This is a genomic window from Bradyrhizobium sp. SZCCHNRI3052 (assembly GCF_032484895.1).
Lineage (GTDB): Bacteria > Pseudomonadota > Alphaproteobacteria > Rhizobiales > Xanthobacteraceae > Bradyrhizobium.
In genome coordinates this window covers 1,041,749-1,066,244 of the sequence record NZ_JAUETW010000002.1, presented here as the reverse complement: position 1 = coordinate 1,066,244, position 24,496 = coordinate 1,041,749, and the positions used below count along the sequence as shown (strand labels likewise).

Below are 24,496 nucleotides of genomic sequence, written 5' to 3'. Positions count from 1 at the left end.
AAGAAACAGATACAGCCTTGGTCTTTGGTTGAACCAATGATATACAGCCCGCCGGTCGTGGTCAACGATGCCCTATGCAGATGAGCGGCCACGGGCTGACGCGAGCGCGAGAGACCTGATGAGTATTCGAAGAAAGGCCTGCATAGCAGGCGCCTATGAGCACCCGACCCGAAAAGCACCGGATAAGACGGTCGCCCAGTTGCACGCTGAATGTGCGCGCGGAGCCCTGGAAGATGCTGGCCTGCGCCTCGAGGATGTCGATGGCTATTTCTGCGCAGGCGACGCGCCAGGACTCGGCGCGAACAGCATGGCGGATTATCTGGGACTGCGGCCCCGCCATGTGGACAGCACCGACACCGGCGGGTCCGCCTATTTGATTCACGTCTCGCATGCCGCCCAGGCGATTGCCATGGGCAAGTGTAACGTGGCTCTGATCACGCTCGCGGGGCGGCCGCGAAGCGAGGGATCAAGCGGCGTAGCGCCACGACTCGTCGGCGCGGGAACACCCGACGTGCCCTGGGAGGCGCCTTATGCTCCCGTGACGGTCAACATGTATGCGCTGGCGGCGGCCCGGCACATGTACGAGTACGGCACGACCAGCGAACAGCTGGCATGGATCAAGGTCGCGGCCGCAACCCACGCGCAGTATAATCCGAATGCGATGTTGCGCGATCAGGTCTCGGTCGACGATGCCCTCGCCTCGCCGATGATTTCCGATCCCTTGCATCGCCTCGACTGCTGCGTCGTCAGTGACGGCGGTGGTGCCCTGGTCGTCGTCCGCCCGGAGATCGCGCGCTCGCTCAAGCGACCCGTCGTCAATATTCTCGGCGCTGGCGAAGCGATCAAGGGTCAGTTGAACGGGCAGGTCGACTTGACGTTTTCGGGAGCAGCATGGTCCGGTCCTCGCGCGTTCGAGGAAGCCGGTGTCAAGCCTTCCGACATCGACTATGCCTCGATCTACGACAGCTTCACCATCACCGTGCTGATGCAGATCGAAGATCTCGGGTTCTGTGAGAAAGGCAAGGGCGGAGCTTTCGTTGCGGATGGCAATCTGATTTCCGGAGTAGGCAAGCTGCCGTTCAACACCGACGGCGGCGGACTTTGCAACAACCATCCCGCCAATCGCGGGGGCATCACCAAGGTCATCGAGGCCGTCCGCCAACTGCGCGGCGAAACCCACGCCAAAGTGCAGGTCCCGGATTGCAACCTTGCCCTCGCCCAAGGCACAGGCGGCTTGCTCGGCTCGCGCCATGGCAGTGCCACCCTGATCATGGAGCGCGCGTGAGATGACGACGATGTATCAGGACCGCCCGCTCGGCCTAGCGGTGCACGACCCCGCAACCGCGCCATTCTTTGCCGCAACGGCAGTCGGGGCGTTCCGCGTGAAGGTCTGCGTTTCCTGCCGCAAGCCGCATTGGTATCCGCGGCCGCTTTGTCCCTATTGTCTCGGAGACACCGAATGGAGCGATGTCACCGGCAAGGGTGAGATCTATAGCGTCAGCGTCACCCGCCGTGCCGGCCCCACACCCTACGCGATCGCCTATGTGCGGCTCGACGAGGGCATCACGATGTTGAGCAATATCGTCGATTGCAATCTCGATTCGCTGCGCATCGGGCAACGTGTCCACGTCGTATTCAAGCCCGCGGAGGACGGGACGATGATCCCGATGTTCGCCCCGGAACAGGGCTGACGAACGGCCCAGGAGCAGCTTCATGGCGCTTGACCCAAAGCTTCGGCGAACGCTTTCGTTGCCCGCCGTTTGCGCACCGATGTTCCTTGTCAGCGGCCCTGATCTCGTCCGCGAGGCCTGCAAGGCGGGCGTGATTGGCGCCCTGCCACGCCAAAACGCCCGCTCGTTCGACGAATTCGCTGAGTGGCTGCGCACGATCTCCGCGGATTTGCGCGAACACGCCGCGCAGGCGCCGGGACCGGTCGGTCCGCTCGCCGTGAACCTGTCTGCAAAGACGCCGGAAGACCAGATCGGGAGTCACCTCGATCTGTGCGTCGAACAAAATGTCGACATCGTCATCACCGTCGGCGGCAATCCCAAGATCATCGTGCAACAGGCGCATGATCGTGGGATAAAGGTCTTCCACGACATCACCAGCATCCCGTTCGCCGAGCGCGCCATGGCCGCCGGCGTCGATGGCCTGATCTGCATCGGCGCTGGAGGCGGCGGCCACTCCGGCACGATCAGCCACCTCGCATTGGTCCGCAAGGTCCGCTCGATCTTCAACGGAACGATCGTCATGGCCGGCGCCATTTCCGACGGCGCCACCATACGCGCGGCAGAAGTGCTCGGTGCCGACCTAGCTTATCTCGGGACCAGGTTCATCGCTACGAAGGAGTCGCTGGCGCCCGACGAATACAAGCGCATGATCGTATCGCAGACGTCCGCAGACCTGATTTATACGGAGAAGGTTGCCGGCGTCGCCGCGAACTGGCTGGCCGCGTCGTTGCGCGCTGCGGGCCTCGATCCGGACGCCTTGCCCGACCCGATGGGCAAGGGCATGCGGCACGACCATCTGCCTGAGAGCGCAAAGCCCTGGAAGAACCTGTGGAGCGCAGGTCAAGGAATCGATTTGATCGACGAGATTCCGACCGTCGCGGATCTGATTGTGAAGCTGAAGCGGGAATATGCGGAAGCTTGCCAGATCCCCGCCATGGTCTGAGGTACCTTGCAGGACGATCTCCGGGCGGCCGCATCACCTCTTATGGTGATTTCCTCAAAGCCCGAGCACCTGCTTGGCGATGATGTCGCGCTGGATTTCCGAACTCCCGCCGAAGATCGTGTTGGCGCGGCCGTTGAGATGACGTGCCACCACGCTTAGCAATTCTTCTGGGATGATCGGCTCGTCATTGAGAGCATGGAGAGGACGGCGCCTTTCCTCCACCAGTGCATTTTGCCCGATCATTTCAACTCCCACGCGCGAGATGGCCTGGTGGATCTCGCTCGCACGCAGCTTGAGGACCGACGACACCGGTCCTGGATTTTCGCCTCTCTGCAAGGCTGACAACACCCGCAGCTCGAGGAACTCCAATGTCTGGACGTCGAGTTCGATGTCCGACAGTTTGGTCGCGATCTCCGGGTGCGATATCGCCTTGCAAGACAGGTCGGAGTTGGCCAGTTCCCGCACCTTCTCAAGCGCATGTCTCAGTTTCGGCGAGTTGATTCCGCCGCCCCGCTCGAATTCCAGCAGATACTTGCCGCACGTCCAGCCCCGTCCCTCCTCGCCGACGAGATTGGTCACCGGAACTTCCACACCGTCGAAGAACACCTGATTGACGTCATGGTCGCCGCTGATCATCGTGATCGGGCGAATCGTGATGCCGGGCGACGCCATGTCGATGAGCAGGAAGCTGATGCCGTCCTGTTGCCGCGGTTCATCGCTGGTTCGAACCAGCGCGAACATGCGGTTTGCGAAGTGCGCGTGCGTTGTCCAAATCTTGGTGCCGTTGACGATGTAATGATCGCCATGGCGAACGGCGCGTGTCGTCAGCGAGGCAAGGTCAGATCCCGAGCCAGGCTCCGAATAGCCCTGGCACCATCGATCTTCGCCGCTGAGGATGCGGGGCAGGTAGAACTTCTTTTGCTCCGGGGTCCCGAAGCGCATCAAGACGGGTCCGACCATCTTGATGCCCATGGGAGATAGCTGCGGCGCGCCTGCTGCGGCACACTCGGATTCGAAGATCCATCGCTGCCTCGCGGTCCAGCCGGGGCCGCCATGCTCCTTAGGCCAACCGGGTGCGACCCAGCCCCGCTCGTGCAAAGCCGTTTGCCATGGCGCGACGATGTCGGGATCGGAGAAGAAGGAGACATTGAGAGAACTGGCCCGCCGCAGTTCGGGCGAAAGACGGGCCGCGATGAATGCCCGCACCTCATCTCTGAAGCACAACTCATCGGGCTTGAGCAATATCGACATGACTGATCTCATTCAGATCGGGAGTTGCCAAACAGCTTGGCGTGACGCTGCAGATGGTAGTCCACGCTGCCAAAAAGCGCTTCGAACGCCAACAGCCGTTTGAAATAGAGTCCGAGGTCGAGCTCGTCCGTGACGCCCATCGCACCGTGAAGTTGCACCGCCTGCTCCGCGACACTCCGTGCGCAGCGGCCGATTTTGGCCTTGGCTCCGGATGCGGCGAGCGATCGCTGCGTCGGACCGGCATCGGCACCCACGAAAAGAGCCGCGCGCGACGCCATCGCTCGGGCTTCCTCGCATTGCACATACATGTCGGCCAGCCTGTGACGGATCACCTGGTTGGCCCCGAGCGGCCGACCGAATTGCTTGCGCACCTTCGTGTAGTCGAGCGTGGCGTCGAACATGCTTCGCATCATGCCGACGGCCTCGGCGCAGAGTGCGGCAATCGCCCGATCGACGACACCTTCGATCGCCGGCAGCGCATCCCCGCCCCCTCCAAGCCGCGCATCCGGCGGAAGCCGAGCCTGTTCGAATGTCAGCTCCGCGACGCGGCCCCCACCTAGCCGTGGTGCATCGCGCAGCCTCAGCCCCGCGGCATCCTTCGGCACCAGGAACAGAACAATTCCAGCCCCCTGCGCATCGGGCAAGCGCGCCGACACGATATGGGCGTCCGCAGACGCTGCGTCGAGCACGGCGATCTTGCGGCCGTGGAGCATCCAACCCTGCTTGTCGGTCTGCGCCACAGTGTGGACCTCGGAAAGGCCTGCCCTTGCATCCGACTCGTAGTGAGCGAACGATAGCAGACGCTCGCCGTTGATGATGGACGGCAGCAGGCTTGTCCGCTGCCCGTCCGTGCCGCATTCCGCAATCAGGGTCCCAGCCAGCAGCACCGTCGAGAGATAAGGCTCGGTCGCAAGCCCGCGGCCGAACTCCTCCATCAGGATCGCGACCTCGACGGGTCCTGCGCCAAAGCCGCCAACCTCCTCCGCAAACGGAAGCCCGAGCCAGCCCAGATCGGCGAACTTGCGCCAGTTCTCGCGCTTGAATCCCATAGGATCCTGCATCGCATAGCGACGTGCCGCCTGGTCGTACTGTTCAGCGATAAACCGCTCGGCGCTATGGCGCAGCATCTGCTGCGCTTCGCTCGGCGTCAGATCCATCCTTGAGCTCCATTCATGTCGCCCGCCAATCTCGGTTTCCGGGCGCGCAGATCGACCATCGCCTAATAAAGTCGCGAGAAGCGGATCGGAAGCCGCTTCAAACCGCCGACGAAGGATGTCTCGGTCCAGGCCGGCTCGCCAGCAAGTTCGATCCCGTCGACGCGCGAGAGCAGTTCGCGCATGAAGGCGATCATTTCGACCTTGGCGAGATATAGTCCGAGGCAGGCGTGAATGCCGAAACCGAAGCCGACGTGGCGGTTCGGGGTCCGGTCGGCGACGAATGCGAAGGGAGACTCGAAGGCATCCTCATCCCGATTTGCAGAGGGATAGGCCAGCAGCAGATGATCGCCTTGTTTGATGGTCCTGCCGCGCAACGTATAGGTCTCCGTCGCGGTCCGGAAGAAATGCTTCACCGGAGATACCCAGCGCACCATTTCCTCGACAGCGGCAGGAATAAGATCGGGATTTTGCTTCAGCTTTCGCATTTCTCCGGGATTCTCGATCAAGGCGAGCAGACCGCCGGAGAGAGTTGCGCTGATCGTGTCGTGACCAGCACTGGCGAGCGCCACATAATAGGACGAGGTCTCGAACTCGCCTATCGGCTCGCCGTCGACCTCGGCCGTCGCAATGATGCTCGCGAGGTCGTCGGTGGGGTTCCGCCGTCGTTCCCGCGCCACTTCCTTGAAGAAGTTCACATAGGCGAAGGTGGCATCGATCAGGTCGTTGCCGCGCTGCACCTCCGCATCGCCACCGCCGAAATAAGCTCGAGTGATATCGAGCAATCGCGGGCCATGCTCATCCGGGATTCCGAGAATCAGCATGATGACCCTGAGCGGATACCACCCTGCGACATCTTTATAGAAGTCGCACTCGGTCCCCTTTCCAAGCATCTGGTCGACACTGGTCCGTGCGATCACGGCGATCCTGTCTTCCAGATGGCGCACTTCACGCGGCTGAAACCAGGCATGCGTAATCTTCTTGTACTTGGCATGGTCCGGATTATCCATCTGATTGATCGCGCGGACCAGCATTGGTCGGCCTGCCATCGCGTCCCGGACCTTTGTCTCGAAATCGATGGACAACAGCTTGGTGCGGGGCGCGTTGATGAACTTCTCGTTCTGCCGTTCGATCTCGATGACGTCCTGATGCTTGCTGATGGTCCAGAACGGACGGAAGCCCGGAGGTTCAGTCCAATGTACGGGATCCTGCTTGCGAAGGGTCGAGAACAGGGCATGCTGCCTGTCGAGAGCCCCGTAGGTTTCGTGGTCGACGATCGCTTGGTCTAAACTCGTTTCTTGCATCGCGTCCTCCCCTCGCTTCTTGTTCAGTTCATCCGCAGCACTGGCTTGACGGTTGCGCCGGCTTCCATGTCTTCGACCGCCTGGTTTATCTTTTCGAACGGATAGAAGCTGACGATCCTGTCGAGCGGCAGCCGCCCCTGGCGGAAAAAATCAACGAGCCTCGGCAGGAAGATCGTGGGCACGGCATCACCCTCGACGACGCCCCGGACCGTCAGACCTCCGCCGACCAGAACGCTTGCCTCCACGGGAAACCGCGTCCCGCGCGGCGGCGCGGCCACCTGGGCGGATGAGCCCCGCTGCCGCAGGCACGCGATCGAAGCGGCGACCACCTCGGGCACGCCCGTGGTGTCGAGCGAGTGATCGACGCCGCGGCCACGGCCGAGCGCGGCAACGGCCTTGGCCAGATCGGGTGTCCGGCCATCCACGATGTGGGTTGCTCCGATGTCACGCGCACGGGCAAGACGTTCATCGCGGATGTCGACGGCAACGATCGTGCCGCAGCCCGCCAGCTTGGCGGCCATGATCGCCGCCATCCCGACCGCGCCGACGCCGAACACGGCGATCGACGCACCAGCCCGAGGGGTCAGCACGTTCATTACCGCACCCGCGCCGGTCTGGATCCCGCAGCCCATCGGCGCGAGCAGCGCGAGCGGCAGATCGTTGCCGACCTTCACCACGTTTCGGGCCGTGGCAATGGCATGGGTTGCGAACGCCGATTGCGCAAAGAAGTAGCCGCTAAGCTCAGCGCCGCGGTAGCGGAGGCCTGAGCCACCGCGCCGCTGACCGAACAGGTTGATCATCCCGAACTCATCACAATAGCCGGGCGCGCCGAGTTGGCACTGTCCGCATGCGCCGCACGAGCCAAAGCTCATCAGCACGTGATCGCCCTCGGCCAGCCCGACCACGCCCGGACCGACGCGTTCGATCACGCCCGCGCCCTCATGACCGAGAATTTTGGGGAGCGGCACGGGGAGGTGCTGCAGTTTCACCGCGAGATCGGTATGGCAGATGCCGCAAGCCTCGACCCGTACGAGCAGCTCTCCGGGCGCAAGATCATCCGACAGATCGCAGCTGATCAGTTCGAACGGTCGCTCCGGCGCAACTGCAACTGCGGCTGTGATCTTCATGCTCGTCTTCTCCGTTACAGATTGCGCAGTGCCGTCAAATCATGCGGAAGCGAGATGTAGGGGATGGATCAACGGAGTTGGAAGCGGATCGGGAGGCGCTTGGGCCCGTTGACGAACCAGGACACGGTCGTTGCTCCTTCGCCGTCGAGCTCAACGCAGGAAATCCGCTGCAACAATTCTTCGAAGAGGATCCGCATCTCGAGCTTGGCAAGATATTGCCCCAGACACAGATGGGCTCCGTAGCCGAAGGCGAGATGGCGGTTCGGCGAGCGATCGATCCGAAACGTGTCGGGATCCTGGAAGACGGCCTCGTCGCGATTCGCAGAGGCGTAGCACAGCATGAGCCAATCGCCGCGCCTGATGGAGCGGCCGTCCAGTTCGGTGTCCTCGGCGGCCGTGCGCATGAAATGCTTGACCGGCGTGGTCCAGCGGATCGCCTCGTCGACGAAGCCGGGGATCAGGCCAGGATCGGCTTTCAGCCTTTCGAACTGCTGCGGATGTTCGCAAAGCGCCCACATCCCGCCTGCACTCGAGGACGATGTGGTGTCGTGGCCGGCGGTCGCGATGGTCACGAAATAGCTGAGCGCATCCAGGTCCGAGATCGATTCGCCGTCGATCTGCGCGTTGGCGATGACGCTTGCAAGATCATCGGACGGGTTGGCGCGCCGGTCCGCAACCACAGACGAGAAGAACTCGCCGAACTCCAATACGACATCCGATAGAGCCGTGGCACCGTCGTTTCGACCCTTGCGCGCGTTATCCGGGTCCTTGGTGCCGAAGAACTCCTGCGTCAAGCGCAACATCTTGGGCTCATGATCCGGATCGACGCCCAGAATCGCCATGACCACCCGCAGCGGAAACCCGAGCGCGATTTCGGACACGAAGTCGCAATGCTGGCCGGACGCGGTGAGGCGGTCCGCATAGCTTCTTGCGATGTCGCGAATCCTGCCTTCGATCGAACGCAGATTACCCGGCGTGAACCATTTCTGCGTCAATGCACGGAACTTGGGATGATCGGGAGCATCCATCTGCACCAGGGTGCGGAGGAGGCCGTTGCCCCCCGTCGCCGCCTCGATCTTGGCTTCGGCTTTGCTGCTCAGCAACGCCACCGGGCGATCACTGCTGCGAAACAGCTGGCTCTGCTGGCTAATGGTCTGAATGTCCGCGTGGCGCGTCACGACCCAGAAAGGGTTGAACCCGCGCGGACTGGCCTTCCCGAGCGGTTGATTGACGCGCAGCCAGCGATAGGCATCGAAGATGCGTTGAGTGCCGTAGGCTGAAGGGTCCGTCAGCACGGCGACGATGTTGTCGGGGATTGGAAAATTCGCAGCGCTCAACCCCGGTCCCTCCTTCATGTCGCAGTGCTCGCGGGTTCAGGAAGGAAGCCCAGCGGCAGGCGATCGACGACTTCGACATTCCTGATGCGCCGTCGCGGCTACTCGGCTGCCGCGACGATCCTCTCTTCCGCGCCTCGAAGAACTTTGCCCTCGCGCAGCGCCGCGATCTCCTGCGGGCTCAGTCCCAAAAGGCTCTGCAACAACCTTGGCCCATCCTCGCCGAGCGCAGGCACCTTGTTCCGGACATTGGCCGCGCTCTGCGCGAACCGGAATGCGGGGTTTGGAATGAGCAGCGGCCCGGCGCCGTCATCGATCTCCTCAAAGACGCCGCGCTCCTGGATAGGCGGCAGCGCCATCGTCTCACGGATGGTCCGGTATTGAGAACACGGCACGCCGGCTTCGGTTAGGGTCGCCTCGCATTCCGCTGAAGCTCGCGATGCCGCCCAGCCGTCGAGCAGGTTCATCAATTCGGACCAGTGATGCTCGCGGGCGCTGCTGGTTGCGAAGCGCGCATCGGTGATCCATTCCGGATGACCGACGCCGCGCGCCAAAGCCTCGAAGTTGTTCTGGCTCACGGGGGCGACGAGCAGGAAGCCATCGCTCGCCTGCGTGGGTCGATAGACCGGCCGGCGGCGCTCGGCCGGGAATTGCGCTTCCTGGCACTCGTACACCAGCATGCCGACCATGGCGTCGAGCAGCGATACGTCGATATAGTCGCCCTGCCCGGTCTTGAGCGTCCGAAACAGTGCGGCTTGAATGGCTCCGAATGCCGTCGAGCCACCGAGAACATCAGCGATGAAGATTCCGTTCTTCAGCGGACGCTCGACATTCCCCTCCTGATAGTCGAGGTTCGCCATGTCGTAGCCCGAGGTTGCGTGCAGCACCGGCGCATACGCGCTCCGTCCGGACCACGAGCCCTCCTGGCCGAACCCCGAGATCGAGCAGTACACGAGCTTGGGATTGATCTTCGCAAGGGTTTCGTAGTCCAGCGCGAGCCGCTGCATGACGCCGGGGCGGTAGTTCTCCACGAGCACATCGCACCGGGGCACCAGATCGTAGATCAGCTTGCGGGCCGCGGGCTGCTTGAGATCCAGGGCGATGCTGCTCTTGCCGGCATTGAGCTGGGAGAAATAGGCGCTTCGCCCATCCCGCAGCGGCGGACGCAACCGGATGTGATCGCCCTCCGGGGGCTCCACCTTGATTACTTCTGCGCCCATGTCCGCCATCAACCGCGTGCAATAAGGGCCGGACATCATCGCGGTGAAGTCGAGGACGCGGATTCCGTCGAGGATTCCTGGCCGGGCCGGTCCGATTGCCATATCGACGCTCATTTCAGATTGGTTTCTGATACGGCAAGCGCCGCCAGCCGGCTGCCACCGATCGTATCGAGATAAACGCTGGACGAGGCGCTCCGCACGTAGCGATCGAGATAGGCGCTGAATGTCTCGGCACTGGCGCTGCTCTTCACATAGTCCTTCAGATGCGCTTCATCGGAGCGATAGAGCGAAGGTGAAGCGGTCGGATGCGCGCCGAATGGCGCCTCGACGACCGCGTCGACCATGGCGCTCGGCAGCTTGGTCAGATGATTGCTGCGCCTGATCGTGTCGGTCGACACGATGCGATCGACCGAGACGATGACCCGCCGGGACGCCTGGGCGATCATCGCGTCGAAGAACGGCGGCCCAAGGTGCTGAACGTTGCCGTGCTCGTCGGCTTGCTGCGCGTGCAGCAGGCAGACATCCGGCTTGACGGCCGCGACGGCGAGCATCCTGCGCTCGCCAGGCTTGGACGGGAGCGGCCAATAATGCTCCGGCGCAAATTTCGGCAGGTCGGTGCAGAGGTCCGGCACGGGCATGTAGGGCAAATCGCAAATTCCCGCGCGCAATCCGCCCGCAATAGCAGGACCGTCCAGATCGTAGACCTTGAGCGTGCCGTTCTCCGATTGACGACGGAAATGCGGCGCCAGACCGAACTGCTCAAAGCTGATGAAGACGCAGACGGTGGAGGCAACACATCCCGCACCGATCAGCATGTCCGGCGCGATCGAGCCGGGCGCAGGGATCAAATGCAGGTCGCGAGCTCCTTTGCGGATCAACGCGCGTACGAGCGCCATCGGCTGCGAATTGAATATCCAACCGCCAAGGGCAACTTTGGCTCCGTCCGGGATCTCGGCTACGGCCTCATCGACGGAAACGATCTTGCTCTTTGTCATGGGACTTCGGCTTGCCTGTCAGTCTGATGGAAGGAGATCCGCCGCACGGTCAGGGAAACTTGCGCCGGAGATCGCCGCGCCGATCGACATGTTCGCGCAGCAGCGCGAGCTCCTGATCGGTGGGCATGGTCGTCACAGGGGGCATGCCCTCGACGACGATGTCGAAGGCCGTGGAGTCGCGGATCTGCTCGAGCGTCACGCCGGGGCTGATCGACCTCACGCGCATGGCCTTGCTGTCCGGCACGAAATCGAAAACTCCAAGCGGGGACAGCACCAGTCTGGGGCCGCCAGGCGGCAATCCCGTGCGCTCGCGGGAATCACCGCCTTCCATGTGACCGGCTCCGCACAGGAAATCGACCCGCGGCACGAACGCGCTGCGGTCGTGACGCGTCAGGCACACATAGAACCGCTTGGCGAGACCGCAAAGCGCACTGATGCCGACGGTTCCCGGCCCGCGTACGCGCGGCTTACGCTGATCACCGACCACCACCGTGTTGATGTTGCCGAAGCGGTCGACCTGCAGCGCCGACAGGATGGCGAAATCGAAGAAGTGGATCTTCCAGTCGATGAAGTCGATCATGACCGGCAGATCCATCCAGGACTCCGCCGACTCGAGGTTCTCGTAGTCGGCCGTCGACAGCAGATGATCGCGCGTCGGATTGACCATTCCGCCCGGACCGGAGATCCACCACAAGCGCGGCGCCTGCAGGCGGCGCGCGAGATTGCAGGCGGCAAGCTGAATGTCGGAATTGGTTCCGATGATGACCTTCTCGCCATCGGCGATATCGCGCGCCAGCAACACCGCCAGCGTCTCTCCGAGGGAGGGATTTGCAGCCATTTGTCCGCGACCTATTGGTTGAACCATTGGCAATTTAGCGAGGGTCGGATGCCGTGTCAACGGACCCACGGCCGGCGGCGACGAGACCGCGCGGATTCGTGCCGGACAATTCGGACGTGATCGGGGGTCGGCCAGCCACGCGTGTCCGCATGCCATCCGGAGTGGACGCATCGGCTGCTCGACAGACGAGGGTCGCGTTGCGCAGTAAGTGGATTTAGCGCTGGGCGGCCGGCGGAGACCGGCGGGCGCGTGGAGCGGCCTTGGTAGCCGACACACCTGACACACCTTCCGCGGCCTGAATGCGCGACATATAGCTTCGCTGCAGCCGCTTCAGGCAGGATTCCATCTCGGCCACGGCAGCTTCAGCGTCGCCTGCAGCAAAATGATCCATGAAGCGGCGCCGCGACGGCAACACGAAGCTGTTGTCATACTCGCCGATCCGCTGCACGAAATGAGTGAGCACATCGAGCACCCCGTTCATGACGATGACCATGATCGGATTGTCCGTGAGACGCGCTAGCATTCTGTGGAATTCGATGTGCCTCTCCGCGCGGCCTGCGAAGTCGCCCCGGCGGCGCGCTTCCTGCGCTTCATCGATATTACGGTTCAGCATCTCGATGTCTGCGGCCGTTGCGCGCCGGCACGCTTCTCGGACAACGACCGATTCGAGCCAGATGCGGGCCTCGGTCAACTGTGCGGGCTGGATGGTACCGACGTGGTACATGTCCATCAACCCGGTCGCGATGGCTTCGCCGCTGTGCTGGCTGATGAATGCGCCCCCGCGGGCGCCCTTCTGCAGGCGGATGAGACCGGCATGCTCGAGCGAACGCAAGGCCTCACGAAGGGTATTGCGAGAGACGCCAAATTGCTCCGACAGCGCACGCTCGGAAGGCAGACGGTTGCCGACCGTAAGTCTGCCGGAGGAAAGCTCCGTTCGGATCTGAGCGGCAATCTCATCGAACGCGCGGGACGATTTAATTCGTTGGAACTGCGCAATCGGCGCAGCCTCTGCGTTGGATTTGGCCGGCAATTGTGAAGCGCTCATATCCACCCGATGGTTCGAAGCTGCAAGGAAATATAGGCGAAGCTGACGATTCTCGCCATAGCGCGTTGGCGTTGACCCAGACTTCTCACAAATGTAGAATGGTAGGACCAAACGGGGAGTAGCCACCAGAATGCTGCGGGAGTTGCCGTCGGACGAGGATCGCCGGATCCTGCAAGAAGCCGTCCGGGGATTCTTCGAGGACTTGTGGGACAAGGCTGCTCAGGTGCCCCCAAGGCTCTGGAAGCAACTGGCCGCTCAGGGCTTGACCCAGATTGCGGCCTCTCCCGCCGAAGGCGGCTTGCGCGAGATCGTGCTGGTCCAGGAAGAGGCCGGCCGTGCCAGCTGCCGTGCACCGCTCGCGGATGCAGCCTTGATCAACCTCATGCAGCTTCGAGCCCGCGGCGATGCCCACGCTCTCAGTTCGCTTGTAGATGACCTCCGTAGCGGTGACGCGGTAGTCGCCGTGTCTTTCGCAGGCTTCGATCATGAGGGAGCCGCAGGTTGGGCGAAAATGGAAGCAGGCCGCCTGATTGCGGACTTGGGCTTCGTCGAATCCGCCGACATCGTTACGCATCTGGCCATATTCGTGCCCGGCCCAGCTCTGGCCATCATCAACACCAGCGAAGGTGTCGCCGCTGAGCCGAGCCCGATGATGGGAAAGGCTGGTTGGTGGCGGGTACGGATCGATGCGGTTCCAGTCGTCCTGGTGCCGTCCACGGCTGCCGAGGTCCGAGACCTGCTCACAGTCGCGGCCGTGGCGGAGACCGCGCGGGCGTTCGGTGCAGCCCAGCGCGCATTCGAGCAGGCCGTTGCCTATGCCGGCGAACGTCGGCAGTTCGGGCAACCCATCGGGCGCTTCCAGGCCATTCAGCACAAGCTCGCGAACTGCCACATCGCCTTGCGCGCGGTTCAGCTCACGATCGCGAATGCCGCAGCTCAATATGACTTGGAAGCCGCGCAATGGCGCTGGTTCGCGGCCGCAGCCCTGGCGACGGCTAGCGGTTCTCTTCGCCAGGTGTCGCTCGAGACCCAGCACGCCTTCGGCGCGATTGGCTATAGCGAGGAGCATGAGGCTCCGCGGCACTTCCGACAGGTCCATGTCAGCATGCTTCGCCATGGCGGCCAACGCCCGCCGGCCGAACGACTCGCGAGCCATTTTCTCGACGGGGACGGGAAAATCCGGTTTCCGGACTACGATCTGGGACCGGCCGGCAATGCCTTCCGCCGTGAGGTGCGAGCCTGGCTCGACGCGTATTGGTCGGGCGAGCGCCGTGCGCGGCACGAGCAGCTCTCCTTTCGCGAACGCGAATATGACCGCGAGTTCGCCAGGGCGCTCGGCATGACCGGCTGGATCGGACTGAATTGGCCGAAGCGGTTCGGCGGACAGGAGCGTGGCGCCTTCGAGCAGATCGCCTTCATGGAGGAGATGGAGCACGCCGAAGCCCCGCGTGCCGGCGCGCCCGTGCAGGCGGCCATGCTTCAGGTCTACGGCACGCCGGAGCAGCAGCAGCGCTACCTGCCGGAAATCCTGCGCGGGGAGGCCATCTACGGCATGGGCTACAGCGAGCCCCAGGCTGGCTCCGATCTCGCGTCGCTGAAGACGCGCGCGGTCCGCGACGGCGAGCACTATGTGATCAACGGACAGAAGATCTGGACCACGACCTATTGGGGCGAGTATATGCTGCTCGCGACCCGGACCGATCCGAACGCGACCCCGCCTCATGCGGGCATCACGATGTTCATCGTTCCGATGACGACGCCCGGGATTGCGATCCGCCCCTCAGAGACGATGTATGGCGGCACCTTCGCCAACATCTTCTATGACGACGTGCGGGTACCTGCCGAAAATCGGATCGGTGCCGAGGGGGAAGGATGGAAGGTCCTGACCGGGGCATTGGCGACCGAACGCGGCTTCATCGGCGGCGGCATCGTCTTGAAGGTCGCCCACATGTTCGAACTGCTGTGCGAGCATCTCCGGACCGCCAAGCGCCACGGCATCCCGATGCGGCACGATCCGCTCGTGCGCGCCAGGATCGGCGCGCTCGCGGCCGAGATCGAAGCCGGGCGGCGCATGATGGTCTATTGTGCCGAGCAGGTGGACAAGGGCGAGACGCCCCCGGACGAGGCTGCCGTTAGCAAGGTCTATTCCGGCGAACTGATGGAGCGTTTCGGCGAGACCGCGCTGGACCTGCTGGGGCCGGAGGCGCTGCTCAGCGAACACAGCCCAGGCGCGGTCCTGCGCGGGCGCATTGAACAGATGCTCCGGCATTCGCTGATGTGGGTCATCAGCATCGGCACCAACGAAATCCAGCGCAGCCTGATCGCCCAACGCGGGCTGGGACTGCCGCGATAGCTGTTTGCCCCGGGAGGTGACATGACCACGACAGGCCGTCCGCAGCTTCCGCCGCCGCGCCCGAGAACGCCTGGCGCGCCCTCCGCGCTTCAAGGATTGCGTGTCATCGACTTCTCGCACTTCATCGCGGGACCCATGTGCACGCTCTTTCTAGCGGATATGGGCGCCGACGTGATCAAGATCGAGAACGCGGCGAACGGGGACGATTTTCGTCGTTTCCAACCTCACCTCGGCGGTGAAGGCGTGCCGTTCCTCTGGGTCAATCGGAACAAGAAAGGCATTGCGCTCGATCTTGCGAGCCAAGCTGCGCAAAAAATCGCAATTGAACTCGTCGCATCAGCCGATATCCTGGTGGAGAATTTCTCGTGCGGGGTGATGGAACGGTTCGGCCTCGGCTACGATGCGATGCATCAGCTCAACCCTCGCCTGATTTATTGCAGCGTCTCGGCCTATGGCCGCGACGGCGCAATGGCTGATCGTCTGGGCTTCGATCCGGTGATCCAGGCCGAGACCGGCTTCATGTCGATGAACGGTTTTTCGGACCAGCCAGGTGTCCGCACCGGCCCCGCGATCATGGACATCTCCACTGGCATGACGGCCGCGATTGCCGTGCTCGGCGCCTTGACCGCACGCCAGAACACTGGGCTGGGGCAGCGTGTCGAGACAGCGTTGTTCGATACCGCTGCGCTGATGCTGGGCTTTCACGCGATGAACTATCTTGCGACGGGTCGCAATCCGACTCGCGCCGGCAACCGCAGCGCCGATAGCACGCCGACGGGCACCTTCCAGACGGCAGACGGCCCGCTCTATGTCACCTGCGCGAATGATCGAACCTTTCGTCGCCTTGTCACGAACGTGCTGGAGCGGCCTGACCTGGCCGAGGATCCTCGCTTCGTAAGCAACCGCGACCGGATGGCGCATCGCGACGAGTTGACCGCCATCATCGAAGGGATTCTTGCCGGCCACTCCAGCGAACGGTGGGCTGCCAAGATGCAGGCCGCGGGCGTGCCGGCCGGCGTCGTCAGAACGATCGAAGACGCTTTCAGCTCTTTCGAAATGGCCGAGCGTGCGCTCGCGTCGTCCATTCCGCATCCGACAGCAGGCGACATACCGAACATCGGATCCCCATTGCGTTTCAGCGAAACGCCTGTTCTCGACCCGATCGCTGCCCCGACTCTCGGGCAGCATACGACCGAGGTGCTGGAGCACGTTCTCGGTTATGGGCCCGAACGCATTGCTGAACTGAGAACGGCGGGCGCATTCGGATCGTCAGGCTGACCCGCTCTCGCCGACGCGCGATGACGTCCGCTCACATCCGGCCGAAACGTCAATATCCAAGAAAGGGATTGCCGCCGCAGCGTGCTGCGCCCCCGCGCGCGACGGAAAAATAGCGGTCAGATGCGCCGGCCCGTGTCCTTCCAGAAGGGCTCCTTGAGCCGACGCTTGAAGATCTTCCCGCTTTCCTCGCGCGGAAGCGCTCCATGGAAATCGATCCGGCGCGGCACCTTGTATTTCGCGATACGTTCGGCCAAATAGGCGCGAACCTGCTCGGTCGTGAGTTCGCTTCCCGGTTCAGGCTCGATCGCGGCAGCCAGCGACTCGCCGAACTCATCGTCGGGAATGCCGAACACAGCACAATCGCGCACTCCAGGACATTGAATCAGAGCCGATTCGATCTCCGCCGGATAGATATTGACGCCCGCCGAAATCACCATGTCCGACCGCCGATCGCACAGATACAGCCGATCGTTCTTGAGATAGCCGACGTCGCCGACACTGATCAGCCCGTCGCGCTCGACCGATTTTCGCTTGGCCTCGTCGTTGAGGTAGACGAAATCCGCCAGCGAGTCCTGACGAACGTAGATCTCGCCCACCTCGCCCGGCGCGACCGGCTTACCGTTTTCTCCGTACAGCGCAATCCGGGCGCCCGGCGTGAGCCGCCCGACGCTGCCGGGGTGAGCCAGCCAATCGTCCGGCGTGCTCAGCATCACCGCTCCGACCTCCGTTCCGCCATAGGTCTCGTAGATGACCGGCCCCCACCAGTCCATCAGGGCCTGCTTGATCTCCGGCGCACAGGGCGCGCCCGTGTGGATCACCCATCGCAGAGAGCTCACATCGTATCGGCGGCGGGTCTGTTCCGGCAGACGCATCAGGCGGACGAACATGGTGGGAACCATCACCGCATGCGTGATCCTTTCCCGCTCGATCAGCGCCAGCGTTTCTTCCGGCTCGAATTTGGATTGGAACGCGATGATCTCGGCCTGTGCGATGGCCTGACGCAAACAGGCGTTCGGTGACGCATGGTAGAGTGGACCCCCGATCAACACGCGCACGCCGGGCGCGATGCCGTAGACGGCGCGCATCAGCTCTCCATACGCCTTGGCCTGCTCAACCGTCGCAGGCTCGCGCTTCACGCCTTTCGGGTTCCCCGTCGTACCGGACGTGTAGATCAGCGTCGCGCGGCTGCGCGGCGGGGCACCGCTCCAGGGCTGGAAATCCGCCAGCCAAGCCGGCCAGCAGCGGTCCGATCCCACCGGCTCCTCGGCACCTGGTGGAACGCCGAATTGCCGAACGAGCTCGGGCGGCGTCGGTACGCTCAGCACCAGAATGCCGCGCAAGGCCTCCCCGAGTTCGCTGCGCACCGCCGCGAGCAGATCGGCATGAGCCACCAGGACCTTGGGCTTCGCATCCCTGAGGATATAACCGACCTCCTGCGCCCGGCCGTGCCAATTGATCGGCACGCAATAGGCGCCGATCAACGCAGCGGCGTGGGTCGCCTCGACAAAAGCGAAGTCGTTGCGCAGCAGGACCGCAACAGTGTCGCCCTCGGAGACTCCGCAAGCATGCAGCCCGCTGGCCGCACGTGCGGCATTGCTCAGCACCTCTTCGCGCGCGCGAGCCGTTCCATCGAGAAAAATCAGTGGCGATGTCATCATCCCTCTAACAATGTTCTGTCCGGGGCGTGGGAGCACGTTTGGTGAAGCGCTCGACTTCTCGCGGCCGCCTGCCCGATCGTTCTGGAAACCGATCGGCTACTGCGTTGCCAGTTTGCAGTCCGGATTGGGCGCCTCCGGCATCAACTCTTCGGCTTTCATGCGCCGGACGATCTTGAAATAGTCCCACGGGGCCTTTGATTCCTCCGGCGATTTGACCTGGACCAGCAGCATGTCGCGCATCACGCGGCCATCTGCCCGGATCCTGGCCGAAGGGGTCGTGAGGTCCGAGATCGGCAGCTCGTGCATCTTCTTTGCGACCTCCGGTCCGGATGTCGAGCCCGCAGCCTTGACGGCCTTCAGGTAGTGCGTGACCGAGCTATAGACTCCGGCCTGAAGGGCGGACGGCGGTCGTCCCATTTTCTCGCTGAACCGCTTCGCAAAGCTGCGGGTGTTGTCGTCCGTATCCCAGTAAAATGCTGTCGTCGTATAGATGCCTTTCATGCGGTCCAAGCCGAGGCTGTGCACGTCGGAGTCGAACAACATCAGGCTCGCTATGCGCATTCCCTTCTGCAGCAGGCCGAATTCAACAGCGTTCTCGATGAGAAGGACGCCGTCGTGGCCGGCAAAGGACGAGGCAATCGCGTCCGGTCGCGCTTCCTGCGCCGCCAGGAGGAGCGAGGCATAATCCGACGTACCTATCGCCGCGCGCCGCGTGCCGACCAGTTGTCCCCCGGTCTCCTTCACGACGTCGGCAACCGCCCGCTCCATCTGGTGTCCGAAGGAATAGTCGGGCCCGACTACGAACCACTTCTTCACGCCGGACTCGGCTGCGCTCAGAACGGTGGCGCGCGGCAAAACGCTGGTATCGAATGTCCACACGAAGCCTGTCGGCGAGCACGATTTGCCATAGAGATCGATTGTCCCGGCGCCCGAGATGAGGGCGATCTTTCCCTTCGCATGGGCGAGATTCTGGATTCCGAGAGCGATGGTGGACACGGGAACGTCGGCAATCGCGTCAACATGCTCCTCGTCGAACCACCGTCGGGCGATGGTCAGGCCAACGTCCGGCTTCAATTGGTGGTCGGCCGAAACGATCTCGATCGGTCGGCCAAGGACGGTGCCGCCGGCGTCGCTGACCGCCAGCTCCGCGGCAAGGACCGAGCCGCGACCGACCGTATCGGCGATGACGCCCGACATGTCAGTCAAGACACCGATCTTCAGCGGCTCGCCAACCGCCAAACCGCTGCACAGGAACAAGCCCAGTACCGCGGCGACAACTCGTCCTGCCATGACCACTGCCCTCCCCTTTATTGGTTGGACCATTGATACATTGTGACTGTGATGGCCGCAAGCCCTGTTCGGTCCAACGAGTCCTTTGCCAGCCTCCGCCGGACGAGAAGGGAAGAGAGACTCGCTCGCAATCGGCCTATTCCCGGCCTTTGGGCAGGCCGCACCCACAATCGATACGACGCAAGGTTCTCCGCTCCCGGCCCGCCCTCGTCAGGCGCAGAATCGGCGGTCACCGTCGGCCATCTGAACCAGCATGCGCGGTGGAAGAAAGCGGTCGCCGTATTTCGTAGCGAGTTCGGAGGCACGTAGAGCGAACGCCTTCGGGCCAATCATGTCGATGTATTGAAGAGGTCCGCCGGTCCACCGTGGATAACCGATGCCTAGCACCGCACCGATGTTTGCGTCCCGGGAAGATTCGATGACGTTTTCCTCGAGGCAGCGCACGGCTTCGACGGCTTGGATAAAGAGAAAACGGTCGGACAACTCTTCGAGAGGAATTTGTGCCGAACGCGGCGGAAAGTGGTCACGCAAGCCGGGCCAGATTCGTTTCTTGCCACCGGCGGGATATTCATAGAAGCCGCCGCCACCGGCTCGACCGGGCCGCTTCAACCCGTTGACCATTCTGTCGACAACGGCCCAATGTGGATGGGCAGGCGCAGACTTACCCGCGGCCTGGAGGTCAGCGACGGTCTGGAGGCGAACACTCCAAGCCAGCGCAAGAGAGGTTTCATCCATGACGGCGAGAGGGCCGACGGGCATTCCGGCCCAGATCGCCGCGTTTTCGATTGCTGCAGGATCCACGCCCTCGGCCAGCATCGCGCCTGCCTCGCGTGTGAAGGTTCCGAACACGCGGCTCGTGAAGAAGCCGCGGCTGTCATTCACCACGATCGGCGTCTTGTTGATCTGCCGCACGAAGTCGTAGGCCCGGGCCAAGGTCTCCGCCGAGGTCGCTGCTCCCTTGATGATCTCGACGAGCGGCATCCGATCGACCGGCGAGAAGAAATGCAATCCGACGTAGTTCGCCGGTCTAGCCGAGGCTTGTGCGAGCCCCGTGATCGGAAGCGTCGACGTGTTGGACGCAAAAATTCCCCCGTGCGCCAAATATGGCTCGGCCTCCTGAGTGACGCTTCGCTTGAGGTCACGATCTTCTAACACCGCCTCGATGATCAATTCCGATCCTGCGAGATCGCTCGGGCTCCCGGTCGGCTTGATCAAGGCCAGCGCAGCGCTCATGCGATCCGCGGACAGTCGGCCTTTCTCGACCTGTCTCTCAAGTCCGCTCTGGATCTGCGATTTTGCCTTTTCCGCCTGCTCCCGGGTAACGTCCTTCAACACGACGGAGATGTCCCGTTGAGCGGCGACCTGGGCGATGCCACGGCCCATCAGTCCGGCACCCAACACTCCGATTCGCGCGAAACTGGCGTCGGGAATGCCTTCCGGCCGGCTCTTCCTGGCCTTGATTTCGTTCATCTGGAAGAAGGACGTCCGGATCATGTTCTTGGCAACGCTACCAACCGCGACGTTCGCGAGGTAACGGCTCTCGATCCGAGATGCCGTGTCAAAATCGAGGGCAGCCCCTTCGACCGCCGCAGACATCGCGGCTTCCAGGGCCGGGTAACGCAGGCGGTGCTTCTTCATCAGCAGCGTGGGCGCGGTTCGCAGCCAAGCCAGCGGCGCCGCGGCATTGGGCGTCGATCCTGGAATGCGAAAGCCTTTGCTATCCCACGGCTGGCTCGCCTCGGGATTGTCCAAGATCCAACTGCGCGCCTGCGCGAGCAACTCGTCTTTGTCCCGCGCGAGCCCATTCAGCAATTTCAGTTCAAGGGCGCGTTCCGCACCGAAGACTACGCCGTCGAGGACGAGCGGCATCGCAGCTTCGAGCCCCAGCATGCAGACCAGGCGCACGATACCTCCGGCACCCGGAATGAGCCCGAGAGTGGTCTCCGGAAGACCGAGTTGAAGGCCTCCGTCGTTGATGGCGAACCGCGCATGACAGGCGAGGCCGAGCTCGAAACCGCCGCCGAGCGCAGCACCATTGATGGCCGCGACCACGGGCTTTCCCAGCTTCTCCAGCCGACGCATCGTCGCCTTGGTGGCTTCGGCACGGGCAAAGAGCGCCGCGGCGTCATCGGCGGCGAGCAGCCCCTTGAGATCTCCGCCGGCAAAGAACGTCGGCTTGTTCGAGGTGAGGATGACCCCGATGATCATCTCGCGTTCCTGCTCGATCCGCTCAACCGTCCCGCGGTAAGCATCACGGAACGCCTGGGTCATGGTGTTCACGGCCTGACCTGGCATGTCCATGGTCAGCGTGACGATGCCCTGATCATCCCTGGCATAATCGATGGCGGTCATTCCGAATCCCCAATCAAACACGTTCAATGACAGTTGCGACGCCCATGCCGTCAGCTGCGCACAATGTGACAAGGCCCCGCTTCAGCTCGCGCCGCTCCAACTCGTCGAGCAACGTCCCAACCAGCACGCATCCGCTTGCGCCCAACGGATGCCCAAGCGCGATCGCGCCGCCGTTGACGTTGACTTTCGCCAGCGGCACCTTCGTTTCATCCAGGAAGCGCAACACTACGCTCGCAAACGCCTCGTTGACCTCGTAGAGATCAATGTCTTCGAAGCTCAACCCCGCCTTGCGGAGCGCCGCTTCCGCGACCGGTGCAGGCCCAGTGAGCATGATCGTCGGTTCGACGCCGAGCGCGGCCGTCGCGATGATCCGCGCGCGTTGCCTCAGGCCGAGTTCGCTCCCCTTTTCGGCGCTGCCGATCAGCATGAGCGCAGCGCCGTCGACGATGCCCGAGGAATTCCCGGCCGTATGAACGTGCCTGATCTCCTCGACCTGAGGATATTTCGACATTGCGATGGCGTCGAAACCGCCGAACTCGCCCATCTCGGCAAAGGACGGCATGAGCTTCGCCAGCCCCTCCACGGTCGCATCTGCCCTGATTGCCTCGTCCGCCGCAAGCAGGACGACGCCATTGATATCGCGCACCGGCACAAGAGATCCATCGAAGCGGCCTTCGGCGCGCGCTTGCGCCGCCAGTTGTTGCGAGCGCAGCGCGTAGGCATCGACATCCTCGCGCGTCCGACCATCGAGCGTGGCCAGCAAGTCCGCGCTCACACCCTGCGGAATCATCTTTAGCTCGAACGACAACCGCGGCTGATGATCACGCACACTCGGTGCTGCGCCGATGCCCATGCGCGACATCGATTCGACGCCACCGGCGACGATCAAGTCGTCCCACCCGGAACGGATCTTCTGCGCTGCCAGATTCACAGCATCGAGGCCCGAGCCGCAATAACGGTTGAGCTGAAGGCCCGGCCCCGTCCAGGACCATCCAGCGGCGAGCGCGGCGGTCTTGGCGATCACGCCACCCTGCTCGCCATACGGCTGCACGCAGCCGATCAGAACATCGTTGATCAGCGCGGTGTCGATTTCAGTCCGCCGCTCCAGCTCTTGCATCAGCCCGGCCAGGAGTTGAACCGGCCCCACTTCGTACAGCGCGCCGTCCCTCCTTCCCTTGCCTCGCGGCGTGCGGATCGCATCGAAGATAATCGCTTCACTCATTTCTGATTCCTGAAGTCGGTCTGAAAGATGATGTCGGAGCGCCCCCGCGGCAACGCACGGCACCTCGACCATCCGGCACGCGATGGCTTGATCACTGCACCGGGCAGCTCTTCATACGGTACGTGATCGGCAACCGCTTCGGGCCACTGACCAGATTGGCCTCAATCCACGCGGGCTCCCCCGCCAGTTCGATCGAGTCCACCCGAGCAACAATTTCCGTGAACAGCGCTTTCATCTCCATCCGCGCAAGGTTGAGGCCAAGGCACTGGTGCACGCCGTGCCCGAAAGCGATATGGCGGTTGGGCGTCCGATCGACACGGAACGCGAAAGGATCGACGAAAACCTCCTCGTCGCGATTGCCGGATGGAAAGCACATCATGAGCGAATCGCCGGCACGGATCTGCTTGCCCCGAAGCTGATAGTCCTGAGTCGCCGTGCGGAAGAAGTGCTTCACCGGCGAGGTCCAGCGCAACATCTCTTCGACTGCGGAATTCAGCAGCTCCGGCGACTCGCGCAACCGACGGAACTCCGCCGGATGCTCGATCAACGCATGCAATCCACCGGCCATCGCCGAACTTGTCGTATCATGGCCCGCGGTCGCAATGACCAGGTAGTACGAGAGGCTCTCGAAGACTCCGGCCGGATTGCCGCCGACCGACGCATTGGCGATTACCGAGGCGAGATCGTCCTTCGGGTTCCTGCGACGGTCCTCCGCGATAGCGCCGAAGTAAGCAAAAAACTCCTGAGCCGCGACTTGGCGGCTTTGGAAGTTGTTGCTTCCTCCCGACAAATCCTTGTCAGACGAAGCGAGCAGAGCTTGCGTGAACTTGAGCATCTTGGCGTCGTCTTCGCGCGGAACGCCGAGGATCGTCATGATGATCCGCAGCGGGTACCAAAGCGCGACGTCGTTGACGAAATCGCACCGGCCACCGCGCTCGTCCATCAAAGCGACAAACTCTCCGGCAAGATTCTTGATCTCCCCCTCGATCTTGCGCAGGTTCACCGGCATGAACCACGCCTGTGTGATGCCGCGGTAAGCACGATGGTCGGGCTCGTCCATGGTGATGAGCGTCCTGACTAATTTCGCGTTCCCCGCGCGGACTCGTCTTTCTTCCTCCTCGATCGGCACGAGGCTATTACGCGGATCGTTGATGAATTTGTCGTTCTGCCGCTCGATTTCGAGGATGTCGCTGTGCTTCGCGATGGTCCAGAATGGCCGATAGCCGGCAGGTTCTGTCCATCGCACGGGGTCGCTTCGCCGCAGTTCGGCGAAGATTTCGTCGTACTTGCGGGGCGTTCCGTATGTGACAGGGTCTACGACCTGGTCATCGATCCGTTCGACCATCGGTCTCCTCCAGATGTTTGATTATTTTCTGACACCCTAACATCGGCACGAAAATCA

The 24,496-nt window shown here is 62.8% G+C and carries 19 protein-coding genes; 5 read left to right on the top strand and 14 right to left on the bottom strand.

Features of this window, described 5'->3' with window-relative positions:
- Window positions 1–118 precede the first annotated feature (118 nt).
- Genes QW887_RS10435 through QW887_RS10425 form a run of 3 tightly spaced genes read left to right on the top strand, consistent with a single transcriptional unit; the run spans window position 119 to window position 2,673 of the window.
- Window positions 119–1,285: a thiolase domain-containing protein gene (locus tag QW887_RS10435; protein ID WP_316194502.1), complete on the top strand. Its 1,167-nt coding sequence runs from the start codon at window positions 119–121 to the stop codon at window positions 1,283–1,285.
- A 1-nt stretch (window position 1,286) separates the two neighbouring features.
- Window positions 1,287–1,691, top strand: coding sequence for a Zn-ribbon domain-containing OB-fold protein (locus tag QW887_RS10430; protein ID WP_015665275.1), 405 nt, complete (start codon window positions 1,287–1,289; stop codon window positions 1,689–1,691).
- Window positions 1,692–1,713: 22 nt separating this feature from the next.
- The gene (locus QW887_RS10425; RefSeq protein WP_315754131.1) at window positions 1,714–2,673 is read left to right on the top strand and encodes a nitronate monooxygenase; all 960 of its coding nucleotides are present in this window, start codon (window positions 1,714–1,716) and stop codon (window positions 2,671–2,673) included.
- Window positions 2,674–2,727: 54 nt separating this feature from the next.
- On the opposite strand, the gene QW887_RS10420 is transcribed toward QW887_RS10425, so the two are convergent.
- The 9 genes from QW887_RS10420 to QW887_RS10380 all read right to left on the bottom strand — a co-directional run bounded on the left by QW887_RS10420 (window position 2,728) and on the right by QW887_RS10380 (window position 12,941).
- On the bottom strand, window positions 2,728–3,924 hold the full coding sequence (locus QW887_RS10420) for an acyl-CoA dehydrogenase family protein (protein WP_315828353.1): 1,197 nt from the start codon (window positions 3,922–3,924) through the stop codon (window positions 2,728–2,730).
- Window positions 3,925–3,932: 8 nt separating this feature from the next.
- Complete coding sequence (locus QW887_RS10415) at window positions 3,933–5,081, bottom strand: acyl-CoA dehydrogenase (protein ID WP_315754127.1); 1,149 nt, start codon at window positions 5,079–5,081, stop codon at window positions 3,933–3,935.
- A 62-nt stretch (window positions 5,082–5,143) separates the two neighbouring features.
- A complete protein-coding gene (locus QW887_RS10410) occupies window positions 5,144–6,382 on the bottom strand; it encodes a cytochrome P450 (protein ID WP_315754124.1) in 1,239 nt (412 codons plus the stop codon).
- A 23-nt stretch (window positions 6,383–6,405) separates the two neighbouring features.
- Complete coding sequence (locus tag QW887_RS10405; RefSeq protein ID WP_315754121.1) at window positions 6,406–7,509, bottom strand: NAD(P)-dependent alcohol dehydrogenase; 1,104 nt, start codon at window positions 7,507–7,509, stop codon at window positions 6,406–6,408.
- A 68-nt stretch (window positions 7,510–7,577) separates the two neighbouring features.
- Window positions 7,578–8,864: a cytochrome P450 gene (locus QW887_RS10400; protein ID WP_315754119.1), complete on the bottom strand. Its 1,287-nt coding sequence runs from the start codon at window positions 8,862–8,864 to the stop codon at window positions 7,578–7,580.
- A gap of 80 nt (window positions 8,865–8,944) precedes the next feature.
- The gene (locus QW887_RS10395; RefSeq protein WP_315754117.1) at window positions 8,945–10,177 is read right to left on the bottom strand and encodes a CoA transferase; all 1,233 of its coding nucleotides are present in this window, start codon (window positions 10,175–10,177) and stop codon (window positions 8,945–8,947) included.
- Window positions 10,174–11,058 carry a CoA transferase subunit A gene (locus QW887_RS10390; RefSeq protein ID WP_315754114.1) on the bottom strand — a complete coding sequence of 295 codons (885 nt, stop codon included), beginning with the start codon at window positions 11,056–11,058 and terminating at the stop codon, window positions 10,174–10,176. Before QW887_RS10390 ends, QW887_RS10395 begins: the two co-directional genes overlap by 4 nt.
- A gap of 49 nt (window positions 11,059–11,107) precedes the next feature.
- Window positions 11,108–11,896 (bottom strand): CoA-transferase subunit beta, encoded by a 789-nt coding sequence (locus tag QW887_RS10385; RefSeq protein ID WP_315754112.1) that lies wholly within the window; start codon window positions 11,894–11,896, stop codon window positions 11,108–11,110.
- Window positions 11,897–12,110: 214 nt separating this feature from the next.
- Window positions 12,111–12,941, bottom strand: a complete 831-nt coding sequence (locus tag QW887_RS10380) for a FadR/GntR family transcriptional regulator (RefSeq protein WP_315754159.1) — start codon at window positions 12,939–12,941, stop codon at window positions 12,111–12,113.
- Window positions 12,942–13,071: 130 nt separating this feature from the next.
- Here QW887_RS10380 and QW887_RS10375 point away from each other — a divergent pair, with 130 nt between their 5' ends.
- Together QW887_RS10375 and QW887_RS10370 are read left to right on the top strand one after the other, a co-directional pair.
- Window positions 13,072–15,294: an acyl-CoA dehydrogenase gene (locus QW887_RS10375; protein ID WP_315754109.1), complete on the top strand. Its 2,223-nt coding sequence runs from the start codon at window positions 13,072–13,074 to the stop codon at window positions 15,292–15,294.
- A gap of 21 nt (window positions 15,295–15,315) precedes the next feature.
- Window positions 15,316–16,572, top strand: a complete 1,257-nt coding sequence (locus QW887_RS10370) for a CoA transferase (RefSeq protein WP_315754106.1) — start codon at window positions 15,316–15,318, stop codon at window positions 16,570–16,572.
- Window positions 16,573–16,688: 116 nt separating this feature from the next.
- Here QW887_RS10370 and QW887_RS10365 read toward each other — a convergent pair whose 3' ends face one another.
- The 5 genes from QW887_RS10365 to QW887_RS10345 all read right to left on the bottom strand — a co-directional run bounded on the left by QW887_RS10365 (window position 16,689) and on the right by QW887_RS10345 (window position 24,439).
- Entirely contained in the window at window positions 16,689–18,227 is a 1,539-nt protein-coding gene (locus QW887_RS10365) for an acyl-CoA synthetase (RefSeq protein ID WP_315754104.1), read from the bottom strand.
- Between the two features lie 99 nt (window positions 18,228–18,326).
- The gene (locus QW887_RS10360) at window positions 18,327–19,520 is read right to left on the bottom strand and encodes an ABC transporter substrate-binding protein (RefSeq protein ID WP_315754102.1); all 1,194 of its coding nucleotides are present in this window, start codon (window positions 19,518–19,520) and stop codon (window positions 18,327–18,329) included.
- Window positions 19,521–19,730: 210 nt separating this feature from the next.
- Window positions 19,731–21,872, bottom strand: coding sequence for a 3-hydroxyacyl-CoA dehydrogenase NAD-binding domain-containing protein (locus tag QW887_RS10355; RefSeq protein WP_315754100.1), 2,142 nt, complete (start codon window positions 21,870–21,872; stop codon window positions 19,731–19,733).
- Between the two features lie 13 nt (window positions 21,873–21,885).
- Complete coding sequence (locus QW887_RS10350; RefSeq protein ID WP_315754098.1) at window positions 21,886–23,094, bottom strand: acetyl-CoA C-acetyltransferase; 1,209 nt, start codon at window positions 23,092–23,094, stop codon at window positions 21,886–21,888.
- A 91-nt stretch (window positions 23,095–23,185) separates the two neighbouring features.
- Window positions 23,186–24,439: a cytochrome P450 gene (locus QW887_RS10345; protein WP_315754096.1), complete on the bottom strand. Its 1,254-nt coding sequence runs from the start codon at window positions 24,437–24,439 to the stop codon at window positions 23,186–23,188.
- Window positions 24,440–24,496: the final 57 nt, after the last annotated feature.